At 64.7% G+C, this 20,942-nt stretch carries 19 protein-coding genes; 11 read left to right on the forward strand and 8 right to left on the reverse strand.

Annotated elements, in window-relative coordinates:
• A partial coding sequence (locus G3N93_RS09500) for a LacI family DNA-binding transcriptional regulator (protein WP_206132873.1) occupies positions 1 to 507 on the reverse strand: 507 nt, incomplete at its 3' end.
• A 6-nt stretch (positions 508 to 513) separates the two neighbouring features.
• On the opposite strand from G3N93_RS09500, the gene G3N93_RS09505 reads away from it, so the two are divergent.
• The gene (locus G3N93_RS09505; RefSeq protein ID WP_206132874.1) at positions 514 to 1,434 is read left to right on the forward strand and encodes a phosphatidylinositol-specific phospholipase C; all 921 of its coding nucleotides are present in this window, start codon (positions 514 to 516) and stop codon (positions 1,432 to 1,434) included.
• Here the strand turns inward: G3N93_RS09505 and G3N93_RS09510 are convergent.
• Positions 1,431 to 2,387, reverse strand: coding sequence for a serine aminopeptidase domain-containing protein (locus G3N93_RS09510; RefSeq protein WP_206132875.1), 957 nt, complete (start codon positions 2,385 to 2,387; stop codon positions 1,431 to 1,433). The genes G3N93_RS09505 and G3N93_RS09510 overlap by 4 nt on opposite strands.
• 56 nt (positions 2,388 to 2,443) lie before the next feature.
• Positions 2,444 to 3,055, reverse strand: coding sequence for a LysE family translocator (locus G3N93_RS09515; RefSeq protein WP_174937171.1), 612 nt, complete (start codon positions 3,053 to 3,055; stop codon positions 2,444 to 2,446).
• An 88-nt stretch (positions 3,056 to 3,143) separates the two neighbouring features.
• Here G3N93_RS09515 and G3N93_RS09520 point away from each other — a divergent pair, with 88 nt between their 5' ends.
• Positions 3,144 to 3,671, forward strand: a complete 528-nt coding sequence (locus G3N93_RS09520) for a GNAT family N-acetyltransferase (protein ID WP_206132876.1) — start codon at positions 3,144 to 3,146, stop codon at positions 3,669 to 3,671.
• 45 nt (positions 3,672 to 3,716) lie between these two features.
• On the opposite strand, the gene G3N93_RS09525 is transcribed toward G3N93_RS09520, so the two are convergent.
• Complete coding sequence (locus G3N93_RS09525) at positions 3,717 to 4,634, reverse strand: LysR family transcriptional regulator (protein ID WP_206132877.1); 918 nt, start codon at positions 4,632 to 4,634, stop codon at positions 3,717 to 3,719.
• Between the two features lie 118 nt (positions 4,635 to 4,752).
• Here G3N93_RS09525 and G3N93_RS09530 point away from each other — a divergent pair, with 118 nt between their 5' ends.
• The 3 genes from G3N93_RS09530 to G3N93_RS09540 are packed head-to-tail and all read left to right on the forward strand — an operon-like array spanning position 4,753 to position 8,479.
• Positions 4,753 to 5,940 (forward strand): M20 aminoacylase family protein, encoded by a 1,188-nt coding sequence (locus tag G3N93_RS09530; RefSeq protein ID WP_206132878.1) that lies wholly within the window; start codon positions 4,753 to 4,755, stop codon positions 5,938 to 5,940.
• A gap of 60 nt (positions 5,941 to 6,000) precedes the next feature.
• Complete coding sequence (locus G3N93_RS09535) at positions 6,001 to 7,173, forward strand: porin (RefSeq protein WP_206132879.1); 1,173 nt, start codon at positions 6,001 to 6,003, stop codon at positions 7,171 to 7,173.
• 13 nt (positions 7,174 to 7,186) lie between these two features.
• Positions 7,187 to 8,479: an MFS transporter gene (locus G3N93_RS09540; protein WP_206132880.1), complete on the forward strand. Its 1,293-nt coding sequence runs from the start codon at positions 7,187 to 7,189 to the stop codon at positions 8,477 to 8,479.
• Positions 8,480 to 8,579: 100 nt separating this feature from the next.
• On the opposite strand, the gene G3N93_RS09545 is transcribed toward G3N93_RS09540, so the two are convergent.
• Positions 8,580 to 9,641, reverse strand: coding sequence for an alkene reductase (locus tag G3N93_RS09545; protein WP_206132881.1), 1,062 nt, complete (start codon positions 9,639 to 9,641; stop codon positions 8,580 to 8,582).
• 82 nt (positions 9,642 to 9,723) lie between these two features.
• Positions 9,724 to 10,032, reverse strand: a complete 309-nt coding sequence (locus tag G3N93_RS09550; RefSeq protein WP_011354559.1) for a helix-turn-helix transcriptional regulator — start codon at positions 10,030 to 10,032, stop codon at positions 9,724 to 9,726.
• 719 nt (positions 10,033 to 10,751) lie between these two features.
• Between G3N93_RS09550 and G3N93_RS09555 the strand changes: the two genes are divergently transcribed.
• The 4 genes from G3N93_RS09555 (at position 10,752) to G3N93_RS09570 (ending at position 15,627) form a co-directional block, all read left to right on the forward strand.
• Positions 10,752 to 11,771 carry an IS110 family transposase gene (locus tag G3N93_RS09555; protein ID WP_206122603.1) on the forward strand — a complete coding sequence of 340 codons (1,020 nt, stop codon included), beginning with the start codon at positions 10,752 to 10,754 and terminating at the stop codon, positions 11,769 to 11,771.
• Positions 11,772 to 12,290: 519 nt separating this feature from the next.
• Positions 12,291 to 12,641, forward strand: a complete 351-nt coding sequence (locus G3N93_RS09560; RefSeq protein WP_206122604.1) for an FxLYD domain-containing protein — start codon at positions 12,291 to 12,293, stop codon at positions 12,639 to 12,641.
• Between the two features lie 296 nt (positions 12,642 to 12,937).
• Complete coding sequence (locus tag G3N93_RS09565; protein ID WP_206122605.1) at positions 12,938 to 13,243, forward strand: hypothetical protein; 306 nt, start codon at positions 12,938 to 12,940, stop codon at positions 13,241 to 13,243.
• A gap of 671 nt (positions 13,244 to 13,914) precedes the next feature.
• Positions 13,915 to 15,627, forward strand: a complete 1,713-nt coding sequence (locus G3N93_RS09570) for a methyl-accepting chemotaxis protein (RefSeq protein WP_206122606.1) — start codon at positions 13,915 to 13,917, stop codon at positions 15,625 to 15,627.
• Positions 15,628 to 16,180: 553 nt separating this feature from the next.
• Here the strand turns inward: G3N93_RS09570 and G3N93_RS09575 are convergent.
• Positions 16,181 to 17,128, reverse strand: a complete 948-nt coding sequence (locus G3N93_RS09575; RefSeq protein WP_174985365.1) for an MBL fold metallo-hydrolase — start codon at positions 17,126 to 17,128, stop codon at positions 16,181 to 16,183.
• Between the two features lie 67 nt (positions 17,129 to 17,195).
• Positions 17,196 to 18,866, reverse strand: coding sequence for a GMC family oxidoreductase (locus G3N93_RS09580; RefSeq protein WP_206122607.1), 1,671 nt, complete (start codon positions 18,864 to 18,866; stop codon positions 17,196 to 17,198).
• A 193-nt stretch (positions 18,867 to 19,059) separates the two neighbouring features.
• Here G3N93_RS09580 and G3N93_RS09585 point away from each other — a divergent pair, with 193 nt between their 5' ends.
• A complete protein-coding gene (locus tag G3N93_RS09585; RefSeq protein ID WP_307873400.1) occupies positions 19,060 to 20,001 on the forward strand; it encodes a LysR family transcriptional regulator in 942 nt (313 codons plus the stop codon).
• A gap of 141 nt (positions 20,002 to 20,142) precedes the next feature.
• Positions 20,143 to 20,928, forward strand: coding sequence for a class II aldolase/adducin family protein (locus tag G3N93_RS09590; protein ID WP_206132882.1), 786 nt, complete (start codon positions 20,143 to 20,145; stop codon positions 20,926 to 20,928).
• Positions 20,929 to 20,942: the final 14 nt, after the last annotated feature.

A 20,942-nucleotide genomic window follows, 5' to 3' on the forward strand; every position in this document is an offset into this window, starting at 1 on the left:
TGCCGCGTTGTCGCTGACGACGATGTCCGCGCCCGGCAGGTTCGCCTCGCGGTTGATCATCACGACCGGGATCCGGTGTTCGAGATACTGCTGCGCGACCGCCAGCGGCGGCGACGCGGACGTCATCACGAGGCCCGCGATCCGGTAGCTGAGCAACTGTTCGAGCGATTGCCGAACCTGACGCGGATCTTCCGCATTGGTTACGAGCGGCGTGAGCGCGCGCTGCCCGAGCGCGGCCATCAGGTCCGACAGCAAGCGCGCGCGAAACGGATTCTCGAACCCGGCCGTCACGACGCCGATCATGCTGCTGCGCTGCGTGATCATGTCGCGTGCGATCAGGTTGACCTGATAGCCGAGCGCGCGCGCGGCGACCATCACGCGCTCACGCGTCTGCGGCGCGATGCTCGCCGTCGGCGAGAAGGCACGCGACACTGCGGAGCGCGACACGCCGGCGCGCGCCGCGACATCCGATGCCGTGACCCACGGCTTCCTTTCCTTGTCATTCATCGATTCATGATCCCTTCGAGCCACGATACGTGCATGCCGCTCGCCGACTGGATGTCGGCGCTCGACGATGCGCGGCTGCTGCATACGCTGACCCTACCGGGCAGCCATGACACCTGTGCGTATACCGTCGACGATTTACTCGTGCGCACCCAGCGTGTGCCGCTCGATGCCCAGCTCGCGCATGGCGTGCGGCTGCTCGACATCCGCTGCCGGCACGTGCGCGATGCGTTCGACATCCATCACGGCGGCATCGCGCTCGGCATGACGTTCGACGACGTGCTGGCAACCTGCGCGCGCTTTCTCGACGCGCATCCGCGCGAATGCATCGTGATGTCGGTGAAGGATGAATGGCCGGCGCACGCGTGTACACGCAGTTTCGATGCGACCTTCGACGCGCATCGCGCGCGGCATCCGCGGCTGCGCTGGCATGCCGGCGGCACGCTGCCCGCGCTCGGCGACGTGCGTGGTGCAATCGTGCTTCTGCGCCGCTTTCGCAGCAGCCGGCCGCTCGGCATCGACCTGACCGCGTGGCCCGACAACGCGACGTTCACGATCGATCACCCCGATGGCGCATTCGTGATCCAGGACGAATATCGCGTGCCGGTGGCCGCGTCGATCGGCTGGAAGTGGCGTGCGATCGACGCGCTGCTGACGGACCTGCCGTTGCCGGACAGCGGCCGCTGGGCGATCAACTTCTGCAGCGGGACCGGGATGGGCGCGAATCCGTCGGTGGTCGCGCACGGCGACGGCAGGGTGCAGGGCATTCATGCGCGGCTGGCCGAGCGTCTGCGCGCGCAGCGCGGCCCGTATGGCGCGATGCTGCTCGACTTCTGCGATGACGACGACTGGGCGCTGGTGCGCGCGCTGATCGCGTGCAACGACCATGCGCCGGCGCAGGGGGGGTGGCGCAAGACGTTTCGCTGTTAGCGGAGCTTCGCGCTGAAGAACGCGAGCGCCTTCGCGTCGAGCGTGTCGTGGAATGCCGCGCGATCGAATCCCTTCGCATCGGTACAGACTTCAGGCGAGACGTGCGCCAGTGGTTCGGGGCACGGCGCGAGAAACGCGAAATGCGCGGAATTCGGCACGACGTGGAATTCCGGCCGTTGCGGCAGCGTGTCGGCCAGCGCGGAGACCGTTTCCGGCTCCACGCCGTCGCCGCCCGCTTCGGAACCCCACAGCTGGATCGGCGCGTGCACGTCCTTCAGCGAAGCGGCGGTCGGGAATTCGTTCATCGGGTCGGCGATCACGTAGGCCTTGATCCGCGGATCGTGCGTCAACGGTTGGCGCGGCAGGTCATGGTCGCGGATCTGCTTGCAGATCAGCCAGGTCGGGTCGGGACAGGCCACGTGCGCGTGCACGAAATCCGGATTGGCGCCGGCCAGCACGAGGCCCGTATAGCCGCCGCGCGAAAAGCCGAAGAAACCGATCCGCGCGGGATCGATATGTGTGGCGTCGGGCCCGTTGGCCAGCATGTAATCGACCAGGCGCTTGATGTCCTCCGGCCGCTCGACCAGCTCCCGCAGGTCGGCCGCGCGGCTCATGTCGGTATGCGTGTCGCCGGGATGGTTGATCGCCGCGACGACGTAGCCCGCGTCGGCGAGCGTTTCGGCGAGGTCGTGATGCCCGAAGTACGTGCCGGCGTGGCCGTGCGAGATCACGACGAGCGGCAGCTTGTCGCCGACGGTCGGGCAGTTGCGTTGCCCTTTCAGCAGGAACGGGCCGATCGTGAGCGATTGCGCGGGGGTGGCGCACGGCGTCCAGATGGCCGCGCGCAGCTCGGGGCCGGCTGCGTCGGCCGGGATGGTGGCGAACTTGATGCCGGCCGCATGCGCGGCCGCGGCGGACAGGCAGAGCAGGACAGCCGAAAGCCAGGTTTTCATGTCGATTCCCGGGGCAATCGAAGGGGCGCGGCGCGACGTGCGCCGGACAGGCGCGCTTACCGCGTCGCGATCATCACCGCCGCACCGGCCATCGCGGTTGCGCTCGTGCGGTTGGCGATCCGCTTGGCGCGCGCCGACGTCAGGAACGCCCGTGCGCGTGACGCAAGCAGCGACCAGAAGCAATCGGCGAGGATCAGCACCGCGAGCATCGTGCCGACGAGTTCGGCCCACGCGGTCACACCGACGTGCGTGAGATCGACGATGGTCGGCAGCAGCGCGAGATAGAACACCATGATCTTCGGGTTGCCGAGCGTGACGAGCATGCCCGCGACGAACATGCGCCACGGCGACTGGCCGCGCGGCAGGTCGTCGGCGCCGGCCTCGGTCGGCGCGGTCCACATCTTCCACGCGAGGAACAGCAGGTACGCGACGCCGAGCAGCTTCAGCACGATCAGGCCGGCCGCGAACGTGCGCGCGAACGCGGACAGCCCCGCGACCGCGAGCGTGAGCCACAGCGCTTCGCCGAGCCACATGGCGGCGAGGAACGGCAGCACGTCGCGCACGCCGTTCGTCAGCACGCGCGCGACCAGCGCGGCGACGCTCGGCCCGGGGGTGCCGGCGGTGACGAGCAGGGTGACAGCGAAGACGGCGAGCGCGGACAACGTCATGACGAACCTCGTGGGTGGGGGCGTTCGAAACGTATGAGGTTTCGATTATAGTGACGGCCGTTCCAGACTGCCTGCCTGAATTGCCGTCATGACTGTATCGATCCTGATCCGTCCCGCCACGCGGGAAGACGCGGCCGCGATGGCCGCCGTTGAAGTCGCCGCCGCGCAGCGGTTCCGCGAAATCGGCATGACCCACATCGCCGACGCCGAGCCGACCGATGCGGCCGCCGTGCTCGTCCGTATCGACGACGGCCGCGCGTATGTCGCGGTCGATCCGCAGGGCACGTGCGTCGGATTTGCGTTCTACCGGCTGCTCGATGCGCAGCGGCTTTATCTGGAAGAACTGGATGTCGCGCCGTCGCATGCCGGACAGCGGATCGGCGCGCGCCTGATCGAACAGGTGACGGCGCGGGCGGCGCGGGAAGGCCTCACGGAGGTCGTGCTGTCGACGTTTCGCGCGGCGCCGTGGAACGCGCCGTACTACGCGCGCCTGGGTTTCGGCATCGTCGACGACGCCACGCTCGACGACACGCTGCGTGCGATCCGTGCGCACCACGTCGCGCTCGGGCTCGACGAGACGCAGCGCGTGTTCATGCGGATGCGCGTTCCGGGCTGACGCAGGCGTGGCGAGCCGTGGCGCCGGCGGCGGCGCGATCGGGTGTCAGCGCAATGCCGGGCTTCCGGTTGCCGGCAGCGACGCGAACGCGGCCTCCACGTGCGCCAGAAAATCGGACGCGGGCCGCGTCAGTTGCAGGCCGGGCGGCGTGAGCCGGTACAACTGAAGCGGTGGCGGCGACATCGGCAACGGCAGCAGCGTCAGCTTCTGGCCGAACACGGTTTCCGCGAGCGACAGCCGGGTCCACGAGAAAATCGCATCGTTGGTCATGAGCAGGCTGTAGAACAGCGCATACGACGTGCAGCGCGTGATGCAGCGCGGCGGGGGCAGGCCCGCATGCGCATGCAGGTCGCGGATATACGTGGGGAAGTTGTCGCTGGCGTCGGCGTGGATCCATTCCGCGTCGCGCAGCGCGTCGAGCGAAGTCGCGCCCGCAAAGCGCCCGTTCTCGCGGGTGACAAACGCGGTGTCGAACGTGCGGATCGCCTTGATGTCGACGGATTCGGCAATGGGGCCCGTGACGGCGACGAAGGCGAGATCGAGCGTGCGATTGCGCAATTGCTCCGTGAGCAGGTTGAACGTCAGTTCCCGCAGTTCGCACTCGACGTTCGGCCAGTGGCGGCGGAACGCGGCGTAGGCTTCGGCGAAGCCCGTCACCGCGACGATCGGCGTGAAGCCGATCACGAGCCGCCCGTCGCGCAGCCCCTTCATGTGCGCCATGTCCTCGCTCGCCCGTTCGAGCTCGCGCACGACGGCCTGGGCGCGCCCGAGCAGTGCGTCGCCTTCCGGCGTCGGCACCACGCCCCACGGTTTGCGCTCGAGGAGCGTCACGCCGAACTCGTTTTCCAGTTCCTGGATCGCCTTGCTGATGGCCGGCTGCGTGACGTGCAGTGTCCTGGCTGCGGCCTTGATGCTGCCGGCCGTCGTGACCTCGACGAGTGCGCGCAATTGATGGATTTTCATGATGCGGAAGATATTACCAAAAGTTATCCGCATCAAAATTCGTGAGTTTTTTGACCCGAAACGCGTCTCTATGCTTGGCCGGGACGGTCGCGAGGCGGCCGATTCCACGGAGCCATCCATGACGCAGAACCTTGCTCACGTACTCGCTGCGATTCGCGAGTCGGAGCCCCGATTCGTTGCGATCCGACGCGACATCCACGCCCATCCCGAACTCGGTTTCGCCGAGACCCGCACCGCGCAGCTCGTCGCCGAACAGTTGGCCGCATGGGGCTACGACGTGACGACGGGGGTGGGCGGCACCGGCGTCGTCGGCCAGTTGCGGCGCGGCGCGTCGGTGCGCACGCTCGGCCTGCGCGCCGACATGGACGCGCTGCCGATCGAGGAGGCGACGGGGCTGCCGTATGCGAGCACGGTTGCGCGCACGATGCACGCATGCGGCCACGACGGCCACACGGCGATCTTGCTGGCCGCCGCCCACTATCTTGCCGAACAGGGCCGTTTCGACGGAACGCTCAACGTGATCTTCCAGCCGGCCGAGGAAGGGCTCGGCGGCGCAAAGCGGATGATCGACGACGGCCTGTTCGAACGTTTTCCGTGCGAACGCGTGTATGCGCTGCACAACGCGCCGGGCGTGCCGGTCGGCCATTTTGCGTTGCGCTACGGGCCGATGATGGCGTCGTCCGATTCGGTGACGATCACCGTGACGGGCAAGGGCGGGCATGGTGCGATGCCGCAGCTCGCGAGCGACCCGATCGTCGCGGGCGCGCAAATCGTGACCGCGCTGCAATCGATCGTCTCCCGCAACGTCGATCCGCTGAAGCCGGCCGTCGTGACCGTCGGCACGTTCCATGCGGGCACCGCCCCGAACGTGATCCCGGAAACGGCGACGCTGCAGTTGTCCGTGCGCGCGCTCGACGCGGCCACGCGCGACGAAATCGAGGCGCGAATCCGCCGGATCGTCGACGCGCAGGCGCAGGCGTTCGGGATGACCGCGCAGATCGAATACCAGTCGATCTCGCGTGTCGTGGACAACGACCGCGCGGCGTCGGATCTCGCGGTGGAGACGATCGCGGCGCTGGCCGGAGAGGGCGCGCTCACGCTGTTGCCCGATGGCGTGATGGGCAGCGAGGATTTCTCGTGGATGACCGAATGCGCGCCGTGTTGCTACGTGCTGATCGGTAACGGCATCGATTCCCGGGGCGGGTGTTCGGTGCACAACCCGCATTACGACTTCAACGACACCGCGCTGAGCTGGGGGGCGGCCTATTTCGCCGGGATTACCGAACGCTTCCTGAAGGTGGACTGACGAAGGCGCAAAGGAGACGCGCTGGCCGGACCTGGGTTGACTTAATGATAAGGATAACGAATGAAGAAGCGATTTGCACTAGGCGCGGCCTGTCTCGCGCTCGGCGCGGGCAACGCGCGCGCCGTGCCCTATCAGGACGTGTTGCTGGCGGCGGTGCCCGAGTACAACGGCCGGATGACGGAGGGCGTCGCGCTGTATGGTTCGCTCGACATGGGGATCAACTACCAGACGGTCGGCGGCCGTTCGCTGTGGCAGACGCAGAGCGGCGGCGAGTGGACCTCCAAATTCGGCTTCTTCGGCCGCGAGAACCTCGGTGGCGGCTGGCGCGCCGAGTTCAACCTCGAAAGCGGTTTTCTCGCGAACAGCGGCGCGCAACAGGATGCGCAGTCGACGTACAACAGGCAGTCGTGGGTCGGCCTGTCGTCGGACAGCTACGGGCGGCTGCGTCTCGGCAAGCAGATCGGCACGGCGCTGCCGCTGTTCATCGACGTGTTCGGCACGGTGGGCACGAACTCGGTCTATACGTGGCTGGGCGCGGCAGCCGTGCAGACGAGCCGCGGCGTCGGCTACAACTCGGACCTCGGGCCGGGGGCGACGCAATTGCCGGCGCGCGTCGACAACGCCATCACGTATCGTACGCCGATCGTCGCGGGCACCACGTCGCTGATGCTGATGTACGCGCCGAGCAACGTGGCCGGGCGGGCACCCGCGGCGTCCGCGCAAGGCGCGCTGCTGCAGTGGTACAACGGCACGACCTATCTGGCCGCGAGCTACAACCAGGTGTGGGGCGTCAACGGGGCGAGCACCGTGCGCAACGACCTGTACGGGCTCGGCGCCGTCTATGACACCGGGCGGATCGTGCTGTCCGCGTCGTTCAACCAGTACGCGCCGAAGCTGGCCGGCGACGGCATCGCGCGCGTCTACACGCTCGGCGCGATCGTGCCGTTCGGCGTCAATGCAATTCGCGCGTCGGTCGTCTATCGCGATACGTCGGGCGTGCGCGACGCGGCCGGCCAGCCGGCCAGGGATTCGGCCCTCGGTGCGATGCTCGGCTACGACTACCTGCTGTCGAAACGCACGGGCCTCTATGCGCGTGCGGGGTTCATCCGCAACTACGGCATCTCGACCGTGTTGCTGAACGGCAATCCGCTGCCGACCGAACCGGGCGGAACGACGCCGCGCACCGGGACGACCCCCGTGACGCTGTCGCTCGGCATGTATCACAACTTCTGAACGGGAATTTCCGATGCATACCCTGAATCGCACGGCCGCTGCGCCGGTCGAAGCCGCGCCGCGCGTGTCGCGCCGCACGGTCGTTGCGGCCGCACTCGGCAACGGGCTCGAATTCTTCGACTTCACCGTCTACAGTTTCTTCGCCGCACTGATCGGCAAGCTGTTCTTTCCCGCGTCGAGCGATGTAGGCGCACTGATGCTGTCGCTCGCGACGTTCGGCGTCGGGTTCGTCGCGCGGCCGCTTGGCAGCGTCGCGATCGGCGCGTATGCGGACCGTGCCGGACGCAAGCCCGCGCTCGTGCTGACGGTCGCATTGATGGCGCTCGGCACCGGGATCATCGGCTTCGCGCCGACCTATGCGCAGATCGGCATCGCCGCGCCGTTGCTGATCGTCATCGGGCGTCTGCTGCAGGGCTTTTCGGCGGGGGGCGAAGTGGGGGCCGCGACGACGCTGCTGATGGAGTCGGGTGACACCGGCCGGCGCGGCGAGCGGGTGAGCTGGCAGATGGCGAGCCAGGGCGGTGCGACGCTCGTCGGCGCGTTCGTCGCGCTGACGCTGTCGCGCGCACTGCCGCCCGACGCGCTGCACGCCTGGGGGTGGCGCGTCCCGTTCGTGCTCGGTCTGCTGATCGGCCCGGTCGGCTTTTACCTGCGGCGCCATCTTGACGATACGCTGCCGCACGCAGCGGCCGGCGCACCGCGCGAGCGTGCACGTATTCCGTGGCGGCAGGTCGTGGCCGGCACGCTGCTCGTGATCGGCGGCACGTCGACCACCTATACGATCGTGTTTTTCCTGCCGTCGTTCCTGACGCTGACCGTCGGTATGCCGGCATCGGTGTCGCTGCTGTCGGGCTGCGCGGCGGGCGCCGTGCTGCTGATCGGTTCGCCGTTCGCGGGACGGCTCGCCGATCGCGTGCGTCGTCGCAAGCGGCTGGTGGGCGTGACGTGCGTCGCGTCGGCCGTGCTCGTGCTGCCGGCGTTTTACGCGATGAAAATGTGGCCGTCGGTGGGCGCCGCGGTTGCGGTCGTGATCGTGCTGATCGGCTTGATGACGCTGTCGAGTCCCGCCGGCTTCGTGATGATCCTCGATGCGTTTCGGCCCGAGGTGCGGGCGATGTCGCTCGGGATGATCTATGCGCTCGGCGTGACGATTTTCGGCGGGTTCGCGCAACTGATCGTCGGCGCAATGTGGCGCGCGACCGGCAGCTTTTACGCGCCTGCGTGGTATGTGCTGGGATGCAGCGTCGCGAGCCTGGTCGGTCTGGCGCTGTTCGCGGAAGCGTCCGACGTGGAAGGCAGGCGGTGAACGGAAGGGGCGGACACGTGACCTGCCCGCCCGGTGATGGTGTACGCGACGAACGGACGGGCGGGGCCTCTCCGTTCATCGCGCCTGGCCTGCTGCGCGATCAGGCCGCGTCGCTCAGCGCCGGGTAGTCGGTATAACCCGTTTCGCCTTCCGCGTAGAACGTTTCCGGCACCGGCTTGTTGAGCGGTGCACCGAGTTCGAGGCGGCGCGGCAGGTCGGGGTTCGCGATGAACAGCTTGCCCCAGGCGATCGCGTCGGCGTTGCCGCTTGCAAGCGTGGCCTGTGCGGTGTCGAGCGTGAATTGCTCGTTCGCGATCAGCGGGCCGCCGAACGCTTCCTTCAGGCGCGGGCTCAAGTGATCGCCCGAATACGACTCACGCGTGAAGATGAACGCGATCTTGCGACGACCGAGTTCGCGCGCGACGTAGCCGAACGTGGCCGCCGGATCGGAATCGCCCATCGTGTGCGCATCGCCGCGCGGTGCAAGGTGCACGCCGACGCGGCCGGCGCCCCACACGCCGATCGCAGCGTCGACCACTTCGAGCAGCAGGCGTGCGCGGTTCTCGATCGGGCCGCCGTATGCATCGGTGCGGCGATTGGTGCTGTCCTGCAGGAACTGGTCGAGCAGGTAGCCGTTCGCGCCGTGGATCTCGACACCGTCGAAGCCGGCGGCCTTCGCGTTCTCCGCACCCTTGCGGTATGCGGCGACGATGCCCGGGATTTCGTCGAGTTCGAGTGCGCGCGGCGTCACGTACGGGCGCTGCGGACGCACGAGGCTTACGTGGCCGCCCGCGGCGATCGCGCTCGGCGCGACCGGCAGGTCGCCGTTCAGGAACACCGGGTCGGAGATCCGGCCGACGTGCCAGAGTTGCAGCACGATCCGCCCACCGGCCGCATGCACGGCCTGCGTCACCCGTTTCCAGCCCTCGACCTGCTCATCGGACCAGATGCCGGGGGTGTCCGCGTAGCCGACGCCCTGCGGCGTGACCGACGTGGCCTCGGTAATGATCAGGCCGGCCGTTGCGCGCTCGGCGTAGTAGCGGGCCATCAGGGCGTTCGGCACGCGCGTCGCACCGGCACGGGAGCGGGTGAGCGGCGCCATCACGATGCGGTTCGGCAGGGTCAGGTCGCCGAGGGTGACGGAATCGAACAGGGTGGGCATGGCAAATAACCTCTTCACGAAAGGCGGGAAACCGTCGCGTCATGGGCGACAGCGCTCCGCATGGCCGGTTCGGCCGTGTTGACTAGAGTTCGCGGCGCAGGGCGTCGTGAAATGCGTCGATGACGGCCTCGTTGCGCTGAAAGAACGCCCACTGGCCGATCCGTGTCGACGTCACGAGCCCCGCGCGTTGCAGCGTCGCGAGGTGCGCGGAGACGGTCGATTGCGACAGCCCGCAGCGCGCGTCGATCTGGCCCGCGCAGACGCCGTGTTCATACGGCAGCGTCTGGTTCGGGAAATGCTCGCCCGGCGTTTTCAGCCAGTTGAGGATTTCCCGGCGCACGGGGTTCGAGAGCGCTTTCAGGATTGCGTCGATGTCGAGTTCGGTCGGCATGGATAAGTTGGGTGTATCGGTCGGGCAACAAGGTATCGTCGATGGGCGAATCTTATATCGTTAACTGACGATATGCTGGAAAGCACTGTTGCCTATGGGGTTGATAGGTGTCGACATACAAAAAAGGTCGCACTTAGAGGAATGGTGTGGAAATGTGCAAAAAAGCCTGCACCTCGCATTTCACAATGTGATAAAGTGGCGTAACCAGTTGATATCAATATGTTTTATGTCCCCCTGCGTTAGGGAGACTTAAGAGTCGGCAGGGACATGAAAAAGTTTTTTGTCGAGAAAAGTGATTGGTACTTCTAAGTTAATGTCCGCACTAAGCTGATGTGGCAAAGAAAGACAACATCCTTTCATAATACTTTCGAGTTGGAAAACCACTCAATGCGAGCAGATTGAATGATCTGACGTTGGCGCTCTCTCCGCGGGTGACAGAAGACGAAGGGCGGAGCACGGGTGAACGTGGCGCCGACAGCACTGGCGGCTCAACATGGGCCTCGTTTGAAGCGACGACAGACTTACAGGACCGCGTGACATCTCGTCGACGTTGTGGCGCTCAATCGCGAGAACTGAAGGGGAACATAGTAAATGATATGAACGCCTCCCACCCGTGATCGGTGGGAGCCGGCAGGAAGGCGGAGCCTCACGGACCGACGGCATCAGAGTGCCCAGATGGAAGACCATAGAGGTTTTCCTGGCAAACCGGAGGCTCCGACATGAAGCAGATGACAGTGGGTGCGGACATCGCAAAGAACGTGATGCAACTCCATTACATCGACGCAGAGACGGGCGAGATCGTGAACAAGCCGGTGAAGCGTGCTGTATTCCTCGAGCATTTCGCGAATCGGGCTCCCTGCCTGATCGGGATGGAAGCCTGTGGGGGCTCGCAGTACTGGGCCCGCAAGCTCACGGCGATGGGCCATGAGGTGAAGCTGATGCCGGGGAAATTCGTGAAGGCGTTCGTGATGGGCAACAAGAACGACGCGGTCGATGCGAAAGCGATCTGGCTTGCAGTGCAGCACGCAGAAAGGTCGGTCGCGGTGAAGACGGAAACGCAACAGGCGGTGCTGGGTCTGCACCGGATGCGCGAGCAACTGGTGAAGTTCCGCACGATGCAGATCAACGGCCTGCGCGGCCTGCTGACGGAGTACGGCGAAGTGATGGGCAAAGGCCGGGCCGCGCTGGACAAAGCGATACCGAGCGTACTGGAGCGACTGGTCGATCGTCTGCCGGCGATCCTGATCGACACGCTGCGCGAGCAGTGGAACGGGCTGGCGGAGCTGGATAAGCAGATTGCCGGCATCGAACGGCGCTTACAGATGTGGATGAGAGAGGACAAGGCATGCAAGGCGATCGCGGCGATACCGGGCGTAGGTCTCCTGACGGCGACAGCGGCCGTAGCGACGATGGGCGATGCGAAGACGTTTCGGTCCGGGCGCGAATTCGCAGCCTGGATCGGACTGGTGCCCAAGCAAACGGGCTCGGGTGGCAAAGTCCAGTTGCTGGGAATCAGCAAGCGCGGCGACACGTATCTGCGCAAGCTGCTGATTCATGGTGCCCGGGCTGTGCTGTGCCTCACGAAGGAACCGGGGCCGTGGGCTGAAGGGATCAGGAAGCGGCGACCGTTGAATGTGGCGATCGTGGCACAGGCGAACAGGATAGCCCGCACGATCTGGGCGATTCTGGCGCATGACAGGCCTTACGAAAAGGGCTACGTGAGCGTGAAACCGGTTTGACCGAACGGCGTTGCGTAGCAGAAAGCTCAACTTTTACAGGGTGATACGTCGAAAGGTTGCGCTGGCAATCGTAAGTAATGACAAGACAGGTCGGACCGGGACCCGCCAAACCTGAATAGCCCTTCGAGCTTCTAGCTCGCTAAGTAAATGAGGTGTGGGTCAGCGGATTTCATGGTGGGCCGCAGCGTATCAGGCTGCAACAAGCCCGGATATAAAGCTGCAACCCATCCTGTCGTAGTCAGAGCACACGAAAACCCTTCGCAAACGGGAGGCGTTCATATAAAGGGCTATGCTACCCTTCGTTTCGGGACGTGCATCTCAAGGCGTCACGATCGGTACTCAATTCGCGGAGGCCATGGACAACGAAAGCCGGGGGGCAGCCGCCAGAAGTGATTGCTGGTGGACGACGGGGTTCGATATCGACGATAAGCGCGGAACCTGAGTCCGCATAAAGTTTTTTCTTTCAGCACCGTTTACATTCTTGCGGTCTTCGCAAACAAAAATGTAAAGGTGCTACCTATGAAGTCCATGATGGCTTACGCGAGTCTCGCGCTCGCATGCTTTTCTTCAATTGCTCAGGCACAGGTAATTCACGATCTTCCCGTATCGGATGTCACTCTCGTAAAAGAGCAGGCTGGAAGCGGGCGTGTGACTGGGGTTCTCACGAACACCTCCGGCCGCAAATTGGAATCTGTGGTCGTCCAGTTTTCGATTCTGGATGGCGAGGGTACGCAAATCGCTACGGCCCAGGATGCCGCCATGGGCGTGGCGCAGGATGGAAAGTGGCGGTTCGCCGCGCCGTACATCACGTCGACAGGGAACGTGGCATCCGCCAAGCTGGGCAACATCATGGCCGTGCCGGGGCAGTAACGAGAGGCTGGATGATCAAGCACTCGTCACCGAAGCATTCAATGAGCGGCGCGGCTACGCGCGTGCAGTCGCGATTGCGGAGTTGATGAACGCGCTAGACCGCAATCCCGCTTACAAAAGAGCAATGAAAAACGTCTTCGCCTAGCGCCTATCCTTAACCTTGCCCAACTCAGGATCTGGCAGGAGCAGGTTTTCGTCGAGCGCGAGGTGTTCCCGCTCGATACGTCTAGGGGCCTGCCGTATGAAGCGGAACTACGCAACGGTGCAGCACGCCGGTCGACCGATTCGAGCGGCGCTTGTTGGGTGCGCCGCGCTATCGCCTGCAAGCACCAACCGACGTGCAACGCTTGATGGAGATCGCCGAGGCCGTATATCGGCTCCGCGGGCAGCGCGTCGGCGATCGTATGCTCGTCGAGACGAGCACGAAGACTGGAGAATCTCGCGAAGTCAGCGTGCGCGAGCTCAGGCCCGGCTACGACCGGCAGCAGTGGCGAGGACTTCGGTTTGTCGACGACTGGGGCGCTGGCCACGCCGGCGATCGCCCGTGCCTGCGATGGGTGCTCAAGATTGACGAATACGACGACAAGCGCGGCGGGCGGTAAATGGATTTTGTGCCGCCCTGGACGCACACGCGCAAGGTGGCGCAGCTGAGATCACCCCAGCCGTTCCACTTTGCGCCCTGTCCGAATTTTCGCCGCCACCTGTTCCTGACCAGGATGCAGGAATTAGCGTGGGTAAACGCATTCCCTAAGTAAAACGTTTGCGTAAAAGGTTACGGGTCAACTCTCTTCCCTTTGGGCCGACATACAAGACAGGACGCGAGACGTAACGACGGATCTCCTCAAGTACGAGTTTCTGTTCACGTCCGACGGCGCGCAGAAATCGGCGCTCGCCCGGAGGACTCAGGAAAAACACCCGACTTCCAGACAATTTATCCAGGCTAACTATCGGTGTGGTTTCTCGTTGTTGACGGGTAGGCTTCCTGTAGCAGATGCGATCGGGTGCCGATAACAGAGTGGTTCATGCTGGATCCGCGGTCGTTGCATTGCGGATATGCACAGCAGTGCTGTCGCAAAATCCCGACTAACACGGGCGCGTCTGCAAGATCGCGCAACTCGCGCGGGATGTTCGACGATGGAAACAGGTATCTGACGATCTGGGCAACGAATCTTCTTCCATGAAGGGATACGTTACATGAATTCGACAGGTGGGGCTGGGGATACGCGAACGATCTTGGCCGATTACGGTAACATCAAGACAGGATGGCAAGGGGATGAACTGGAAAAACTGGAATATTGGAATGCGCCTTGGCACCGGGTTTCTGGTTGTGCTTGCGCTCCTAGTCACGTTGATTGCCGTCGTGCAGTTGCGTCTGGAGGGGATCGAACGGATAAATGACAGGATTATCAACAGCGGGTGGGCGCAAGCGAAGGCGGCACAGAACATCAACACGTTGACTCGCGCCAATGCGGCGTTGACGATGCAGCTCTTCATCACGACCGATCCGGTCAGGCTCTCTGTCATCCGCCAGAGCATCGACATCAACAAATCTGCCATCACCGCCCTTCTCGATAGGCTTAACCAGCAAGTCGACAACGCGGACGGCAGAGCGCTACTCGCGAGAGTCAAGACTACTCGCGCGGCGTATGTCGAATCGTTCGGCAATGTATCGGAGCTACTGGCATCAGGGCAGCACGACAAGGCGGTTGTGCTGATGAATGGCAATACATTAGGAATCCTGAGTGACCTCCAGCAGTCTGTCGCTGCACTGGTTGAACAACAGGATTCCCGGGTAACTGAAGCTGGAGCTCAGTCTCGCGAAAACATCGCGGAGGCGCGCGTGTCGATGTTAATGCTCGGCACTGTCGCGTTGCTTATCGGTATCACCTTTGCCTACGCTATCGTGCGTTCGATCACCCGTCCGCTGAACGAGGCGGTACGCATTACGCAGACGGTTGCGGCCGGCGATCTGACCTCTCACATCGACCCGCAATCCCGGGACGAAACAGGTAAGTTACTGCATGCTTTGCGCGACATGAGCGAAAACCTCAAACGGGTGGTCGAAGAAGTGCGCGCCAGTGCGGATACGGTCGCCACCGCGTCGAGCCAGATTGCAACAGGTAACGAAGATCTGTCGTCGCGAACAGAAGAGCAGGCCGCGTCTCTTGAGGAAACTGCCGCGAGCATGGAGGAACTGACCTCCAACGTGAAGCAGAACGCAGAGAACGCACGGCAGGCCAGCGCGATGGCGGCGTGTGCATCCGAGGTCGCGCACCGGGGGAATGACGTGGTGGGGCAAGTGGTCGCGACGATGATCGGTATCAGAGAGAGCTCGTCGAAGATTGCCGACATCACCGGCATCATCGAAGGCATCGCCTTCCAGACGAACATCCTTGCGCTAAATGCAGCAGTGGAAGCGGCTCGCGCAGGCGAACAGGGTCGCGGCTTCGCGGTGGTCGCCGGCGAGGTGCGTTCCTTGGCACAGCGCTCGTCCGGGGCGGCCAAGGAAATCAAGGATCTGATCACGGCCTCCGTGCAGAGGATCGAAGACGGTTCGGAACTGGCCGTGGAAGCGGGCCGTACGATGACCGAGGTGACGCGGGCGGTCACGCGGGTGACCGACATTATGGGAGAGATCGCTGCAGCCTCGGGCGAGCAGAGTCGCGGCATCGAGCAGGTCAACCAAGCAGTCGAGCAGATGGATGAGGTCACCCAGCAGAACGCGGCGCTGGTCGAGGAGGCGGCCGCCGCATCGAAGTCGCTCGAAGACCACGGGCGGCTGCTCACCGAGGCAATCGCGTTCTTCCGGCTCGATGGGACGTGCGAGGCAAAGTCACCATCCCATGCGGCCGGTTCCGCCCCGAGGCACGTGTTAGTTGGGAATCGCGGCAAGGCTCCGCGCCGTGCGACCACGGTTTGGCGCAGCGGAAGCACCCCGACGCCGCTCGGCACCAACGCGTCGAACGCGGATTGGACGGCATTCTGACCACGACTTAGCACCTGACAATATGTGACAGAACTGATAATCATATAGCCATCTTGCCGGAACGGTGCGCGGCCGGCGTGCCCAGCTCGGCCTGCTTCAACGCGTAGGCGATTTGTTCCTCGGTGAACTTGCTCTTCTTCACGGCATGACCTCCTGGTCTCGATGACAACGCCATGCCGGAATTTTCCACTTTCAGATGGGACCCTTTTGTGGGCTAGGGTCAGTTTAGATCCACCTTTATTCTTGTGTGTGTATCTAGACGGCAATGGAATCCACGCTGAACTGAAGGGGCGGTGTTCCGCATGATCACGCGTGGCACCCCACAACTCAGCGGCACGCAGTTACCGCAGGCGAACGCGGATGCGATGGTGCGTCGGGGCGCGGCGGTGCCCAGCATCACGACCGCGATCGGCAACCACGCGTTTCGCGCGACTGCCCGATGCTCGACTACGAAGCCACACGCGACGTAGCGCGTTTCTCGCGGAAGGCGCATCCGCGGGACGAAATCGTCGGTTGGCGAGACGCGGCCGCGGCAGCCGCGGCCATGCGTGCGTCAGCGCAGGAACTCGATGCCGAACGTGCCGGCTGTATCGACGATATGCCCTGCGTGCGGTGCCTCGAAATGACCGGGCAGCAGCAGTGCGCCGTGCTCGACGCAATGCGCGAGCAGCTCGAAGCGGCTCTTCGCGGCGAGCGCGCGATCGTCGCAGACCTTGCTGCTCCATTGCCAGAACGGGATCTGGATCGGCGAGTGCAGCATGTCGCCGCTGAACACGCCGCGCGAGCCCTGCGACGTCAGTTCGATGCGCACGTGACCCGGAGAATGGCCCGGTGCGTGGCGGATCAGGAACGTGTCGTCGAGCTCGTAGGTATCGTCGAACATCGTGGCCTGGCCGGCCTCGATCACCGGCAGCACGCTGTCGTTGTACATCGGGCTGAACCACGCGGGGCCGGCGGGGCCTTCGCCCCGGATCGCGCGGACCAAGTGATCGTGCTCGACCTGCGAGATCACGTAGCGCGCGTTCGGGAAAGTCGGCACCCACACGCCATTGACGAGCTGCGTGTTCCAGCCGACGTGATCGGCGTGCAGGTGGCTGCACATCACGTAGTCGATTTCCTCGGGCTGGATGCCGAGCGCGCGCATCCGGTCGAGATAGCGCGTCGACAGCCGGTGCATTTCCGGCAGCCCGGGCCGCTCCTTGTGGTTGCCGATACAACTGTCGATCAACACCGTATGCCGGCCGGTGCGCACGATCCAGCTGTGCACGGGCATCGGGATGCGGCCGCTTTCGGGATCGTAGTGTGTCGGCGCGAGCCAGTGCTCGTGTTCCGCCACGCGTGCGCGGTCGAAGTCAGGCAGCCAGCTCTGCGCGGTTTCGCCGAGCAATGTCGTGTCGTACAGCCGGATGATTTCGACGTTGCCGAGTGCGAGCGAGAAGGCATGCGGCTCGGCATTCGTGATGTGCGCATGGCAATGCGCATGCCCGCAGGAATGGGTCATCGGTGTCTCCTGAATGAATTGGAATGAATCGAAGCGGGGCGTGGTGCGCTGCCCCGCGCGCGACTGTCTATATCCGTGCCGTGGCGCGTGCCTGCGCCTGCGGCACCGGCACGGCTTTCCCGGTCATGAAATCCGCCGCGCGTTCGGCCATCATCATGATCAGCGCGTTGGTCGGCCCACGGATGATGCGCGGGATCGCGGAGCCGTCGACCACCCGCAAGCCGGCCACGCCGCGCACGCGCATCTGCGTATCCACCACGGCCGCCGGATCGTCGTCGCGGCCCATGCGGCACGTGCCGACCGGGTGATGAAGGGTGATCGCGATGCGACGAATGAACGCGTCGACGTCTGCATCGCTCTGGACTTGCGGGCCCGGTGCGATCTCTGCGTCGATGAACGGGCGCAGTCCGGCCTGCGCGCCGATTTCCCGCATGCGCCGGAACATCTCCCGCGCAGCGATGCGATCGTGCTCGGTGGCGAGGAAGTTTTGTTCGATCCGCGCATGCTCGGCCGGATCGGCCGACTTCAGCGACACGCGTCCGCGACTTTCGGGCGTGAGGAAAATGCCCTTGATCGCGAACGAATCGGCATACGCATGCTTGAACGGCTCGAAATACGGCGCGGCGTTCATCGCGCCGGCCGCGAGGATCAGCTGAACGTCCGGCAGCGGCAGGTGAGGCTGGCTCCTGACCAGGCCAAGCGCGGCGGCGGGGATCGTGCTCGAGAAGCCGTTGCCGCCGACAAACGTGCGCACGACGTCGAACGCGATGCGATCGGCACGCATCATCCGGTGCAGCGGGCCGGGTTCCTTGCGGCTCCAGCGCAGGTCGAACACGATGTGATCGTGAAGGTTCGTGCCCACGCCGGGCAATTCGACTGTCGACGCGATGCCGTGCGTGCGCAGGCTGTCGGCCGCGCCGATGCCGGAGAGCATCAGCAGTTGCGGCGAATTGATCACGCCGCCGCAGAGGATGACTTCGCGGCGCGCATCGGCGCGGTAGTCGGATTCGCCTCGGCGATACTCGATCGCGATGGCGCGCGGCGTGCCTCTGTCGGTATCGAGCACGATGCGCTTCGCGAGGGCGCCCGTCACCAGCGTGACGTTGCCGCGCGCGAGCGCCGGGCGCAGGTAGGCGACCGCGGCGCTGCAGCGCAGGCCGTTGCGGATCGTGGCCTGCATCGGCCCGAAGCCTTCGACGGATGCGCCGTTGTAGTCGTCGTTCTCGGGATAGCCGCAGGCACGTGTCGCGTCGAGGAAGCCACCCACCAACGGGTCGCGATAGTCGAGCCGGATCACGGTGAGCGGGCCGCGGCCGCCGCGCAGCGCCGATTCGCCGCGCTCCCACGATTCGGAGCGCTTGAAGTACGGCAGCACCGCGTCGTAGGACCAGTCGGTCAGGCCGAATTCGTCGGCCCAGCCTTCGTAGTCTTCCCGCGCGCCGCGTGCGTAGGCCATGCCGTTGATCGACGACGAGCCGCCCACTACCTTGCCGCGCGCGCATTCGATCCGGCGGCCGTCCATGCCGGCTTCCGGCTCGGTGAAATAGCCCCAGTCGAACAGCCGGTTCTTCAGGATCTGGCCCCACGTCAGCGGCACCTTGATGTACGGCGAGCGATCCTGCTCGCCGGCCTCGATCACGAGGATGCGAACGTTCGGGTCCTCGCCGAGCCGGTAGGCGAGTGCGCAACCGGCCGAGCCGGCGCCGACGATCACGTAGTCGTATGTGGCGGCCTTCATCGCAGCACCTCGTCACGCGGAGGGGCCAGGCGTATGGCCGGAACAAGCGTCGAATGAACCATGATGTCTCCATTTGGGCCTGAACGTAGGCCTCTCGGTTGTGGGTTTATTCGATTGTGTGTAACCTAAAATATATCTTCCAATACGTATTGCGTCGCCATTCAATACTTGAATGACTATCAATGAGGGAGCTGTGCGCGGATTCGATTCGTATCTCACTTTTCAGAAGCTCGAGGTGTTCTGCACCGTGGTGGAGCTCGGCAGCGTCACGCGCGCGGCCGACCGGCTGTGCATCGCGCAGCCGGTCGTGACCGCGCACGTGCGCAGCATGGAGAAGCGGCTCGGCTATGCGCTCGTGAAGCGCGCCGGCCGCAACATCGCGCTCACGGAAGCCGGCGAGCGCATCTATCGCTGGGCGACCGAGGTCATCACGCGCACCCGCGAGGTCGAGCGCGAACTCGCCGGTCTCGAGCAGGGCGAAATGGGCAACGCGGCCGTCGCGACGTCGATGTCGATCGGCTCTTACGCGATGCCGCCGCTGCTCGCCGAATTCCACCGACGACAGCCCGACGGGCTCGTGACCGTACAGATCCTGACGCCGCAGGCGGCCGTCGATGCGACCCGCGTCGGCGGTTGCGATTTCGCGGTCATCCTGATCGCGGCCAATCAGGATCTCGAAGGGCTGACGACCATTCCAGTGTGGGAGGACGAACTGCTGCTCGTATGCGGCGCATCGAGCCCGTGGGCTGCGCAGCCGGCCCGCGAGCTCGACCTGCGCCGCGTGCCGTTCGTGAGCACGCCGCGCAACCAGCCGCGCCGCGAGCTCGAAGAGGCGCTGCTGCGCGAGCGCGGCCTCGAGCATCGCAAGGTCGTGATGGAACTCGGGCATCCGGAAGCGATGAAGCAAGTGGTGCGCGAGAACCTCGGCGTGAGCTTCATGTTCGCGTCAGCGGTGCGCGCAGAGGTCGAGCGGCGCGAACTGGTCGTGCTCGATCGCTCTGATCTTGCGATCAAGGTGCCGATCTATCTCGTGCACCGCGACGACAAACGCTTTTCGGCGTTCCAGGCCGAACTCGTGGAATTCATCGTCGATTCCGCGTCAGCCGGCGCGGCAGAGCGCATCGCGAATTCATAGTCTGGTGGCTATTTGTATGGCGATCAATAGCTAATAGACCTATGGTCGACCCGGTTCTAAGCTGGCTGGGTGCTTGACGGTCCGCCTCGCGACGCGAAGCGGGCGTGCGCACTGCCAGTCAACCCGAAAACAGGCCGACCCATGTGTACTCTTCATCTTCAATCCGGCGGCGCAGCCGCCTATGCGGACGACGCCGGGCGTCCCGCCGATGCGCCGGACCCCGCGCTCGTCGAGGATCTCGTCTGCGCGAACCGCATCCTGTTCGACCAGGGCATCGTCGATGCCTTCGGCCATGCCAGCGTTCGTCATGACAAGGATCCGCAGCGCTTCCTGCTCGCGCGCAACATGGCGCCGGGTACCGTGGGCATCGACGACATCGTCGAATTCACGCTCGACGGCGTGCCGGTCGATGCCCGCGGGCGCGCCGTCTATCTGGAGCGCTTCATCCACGGCGAGATCTACAAGGCGCGTCCGGACGTGCACGCGATCGTGCACAGCCATTCGCCGACCGTGCTGCCGTTCAGTATCACGAAACGCACACCGCTGCGGCCGGTGTGCCACATGAGCGGATTTCTCGGCGCCGGTACACCGGTGTTCGAGATTCGCGATACCGCCGGCGACGCGACCGACCTGCTGGTGCGTGACAACGCGCTCGGCGCGGCGCTGGCGCAGCGGCTCGGCAGTGCGGCGTTCGTGCTGATGCGCGGCCACGGTTCGACCGTGGTGGCGCCGACGCTCAAGCAGGCCGTGTATCGCGCGGTCTATGCGGAAGTCAATGCGCGCATGCAGATCGAGGCGCTGCAACTGGGCGACGTGGTCTATCTCAGCGAGCAGGAAGCCGCGACCGCGTGCGCAAACATCGAAACGCAGGTCGAGCGCCCGTGGGCGCTGTGGAAGCAGCGCGTGCAGCGCGGCGACATGCGCTGATCGGCGATCGAATC

Source organism: Burkholderia sp. Se-20378 (assembly GCF_017104665.1).
In the GTDB taxonomy this organism is placed as follows: domain Bacteria; phylum Pseudomonadota; class Gammaproteobacteria; order Burkholderiales; family Burkholderiaceae; genus Burkholderia; species Burkholderia lata.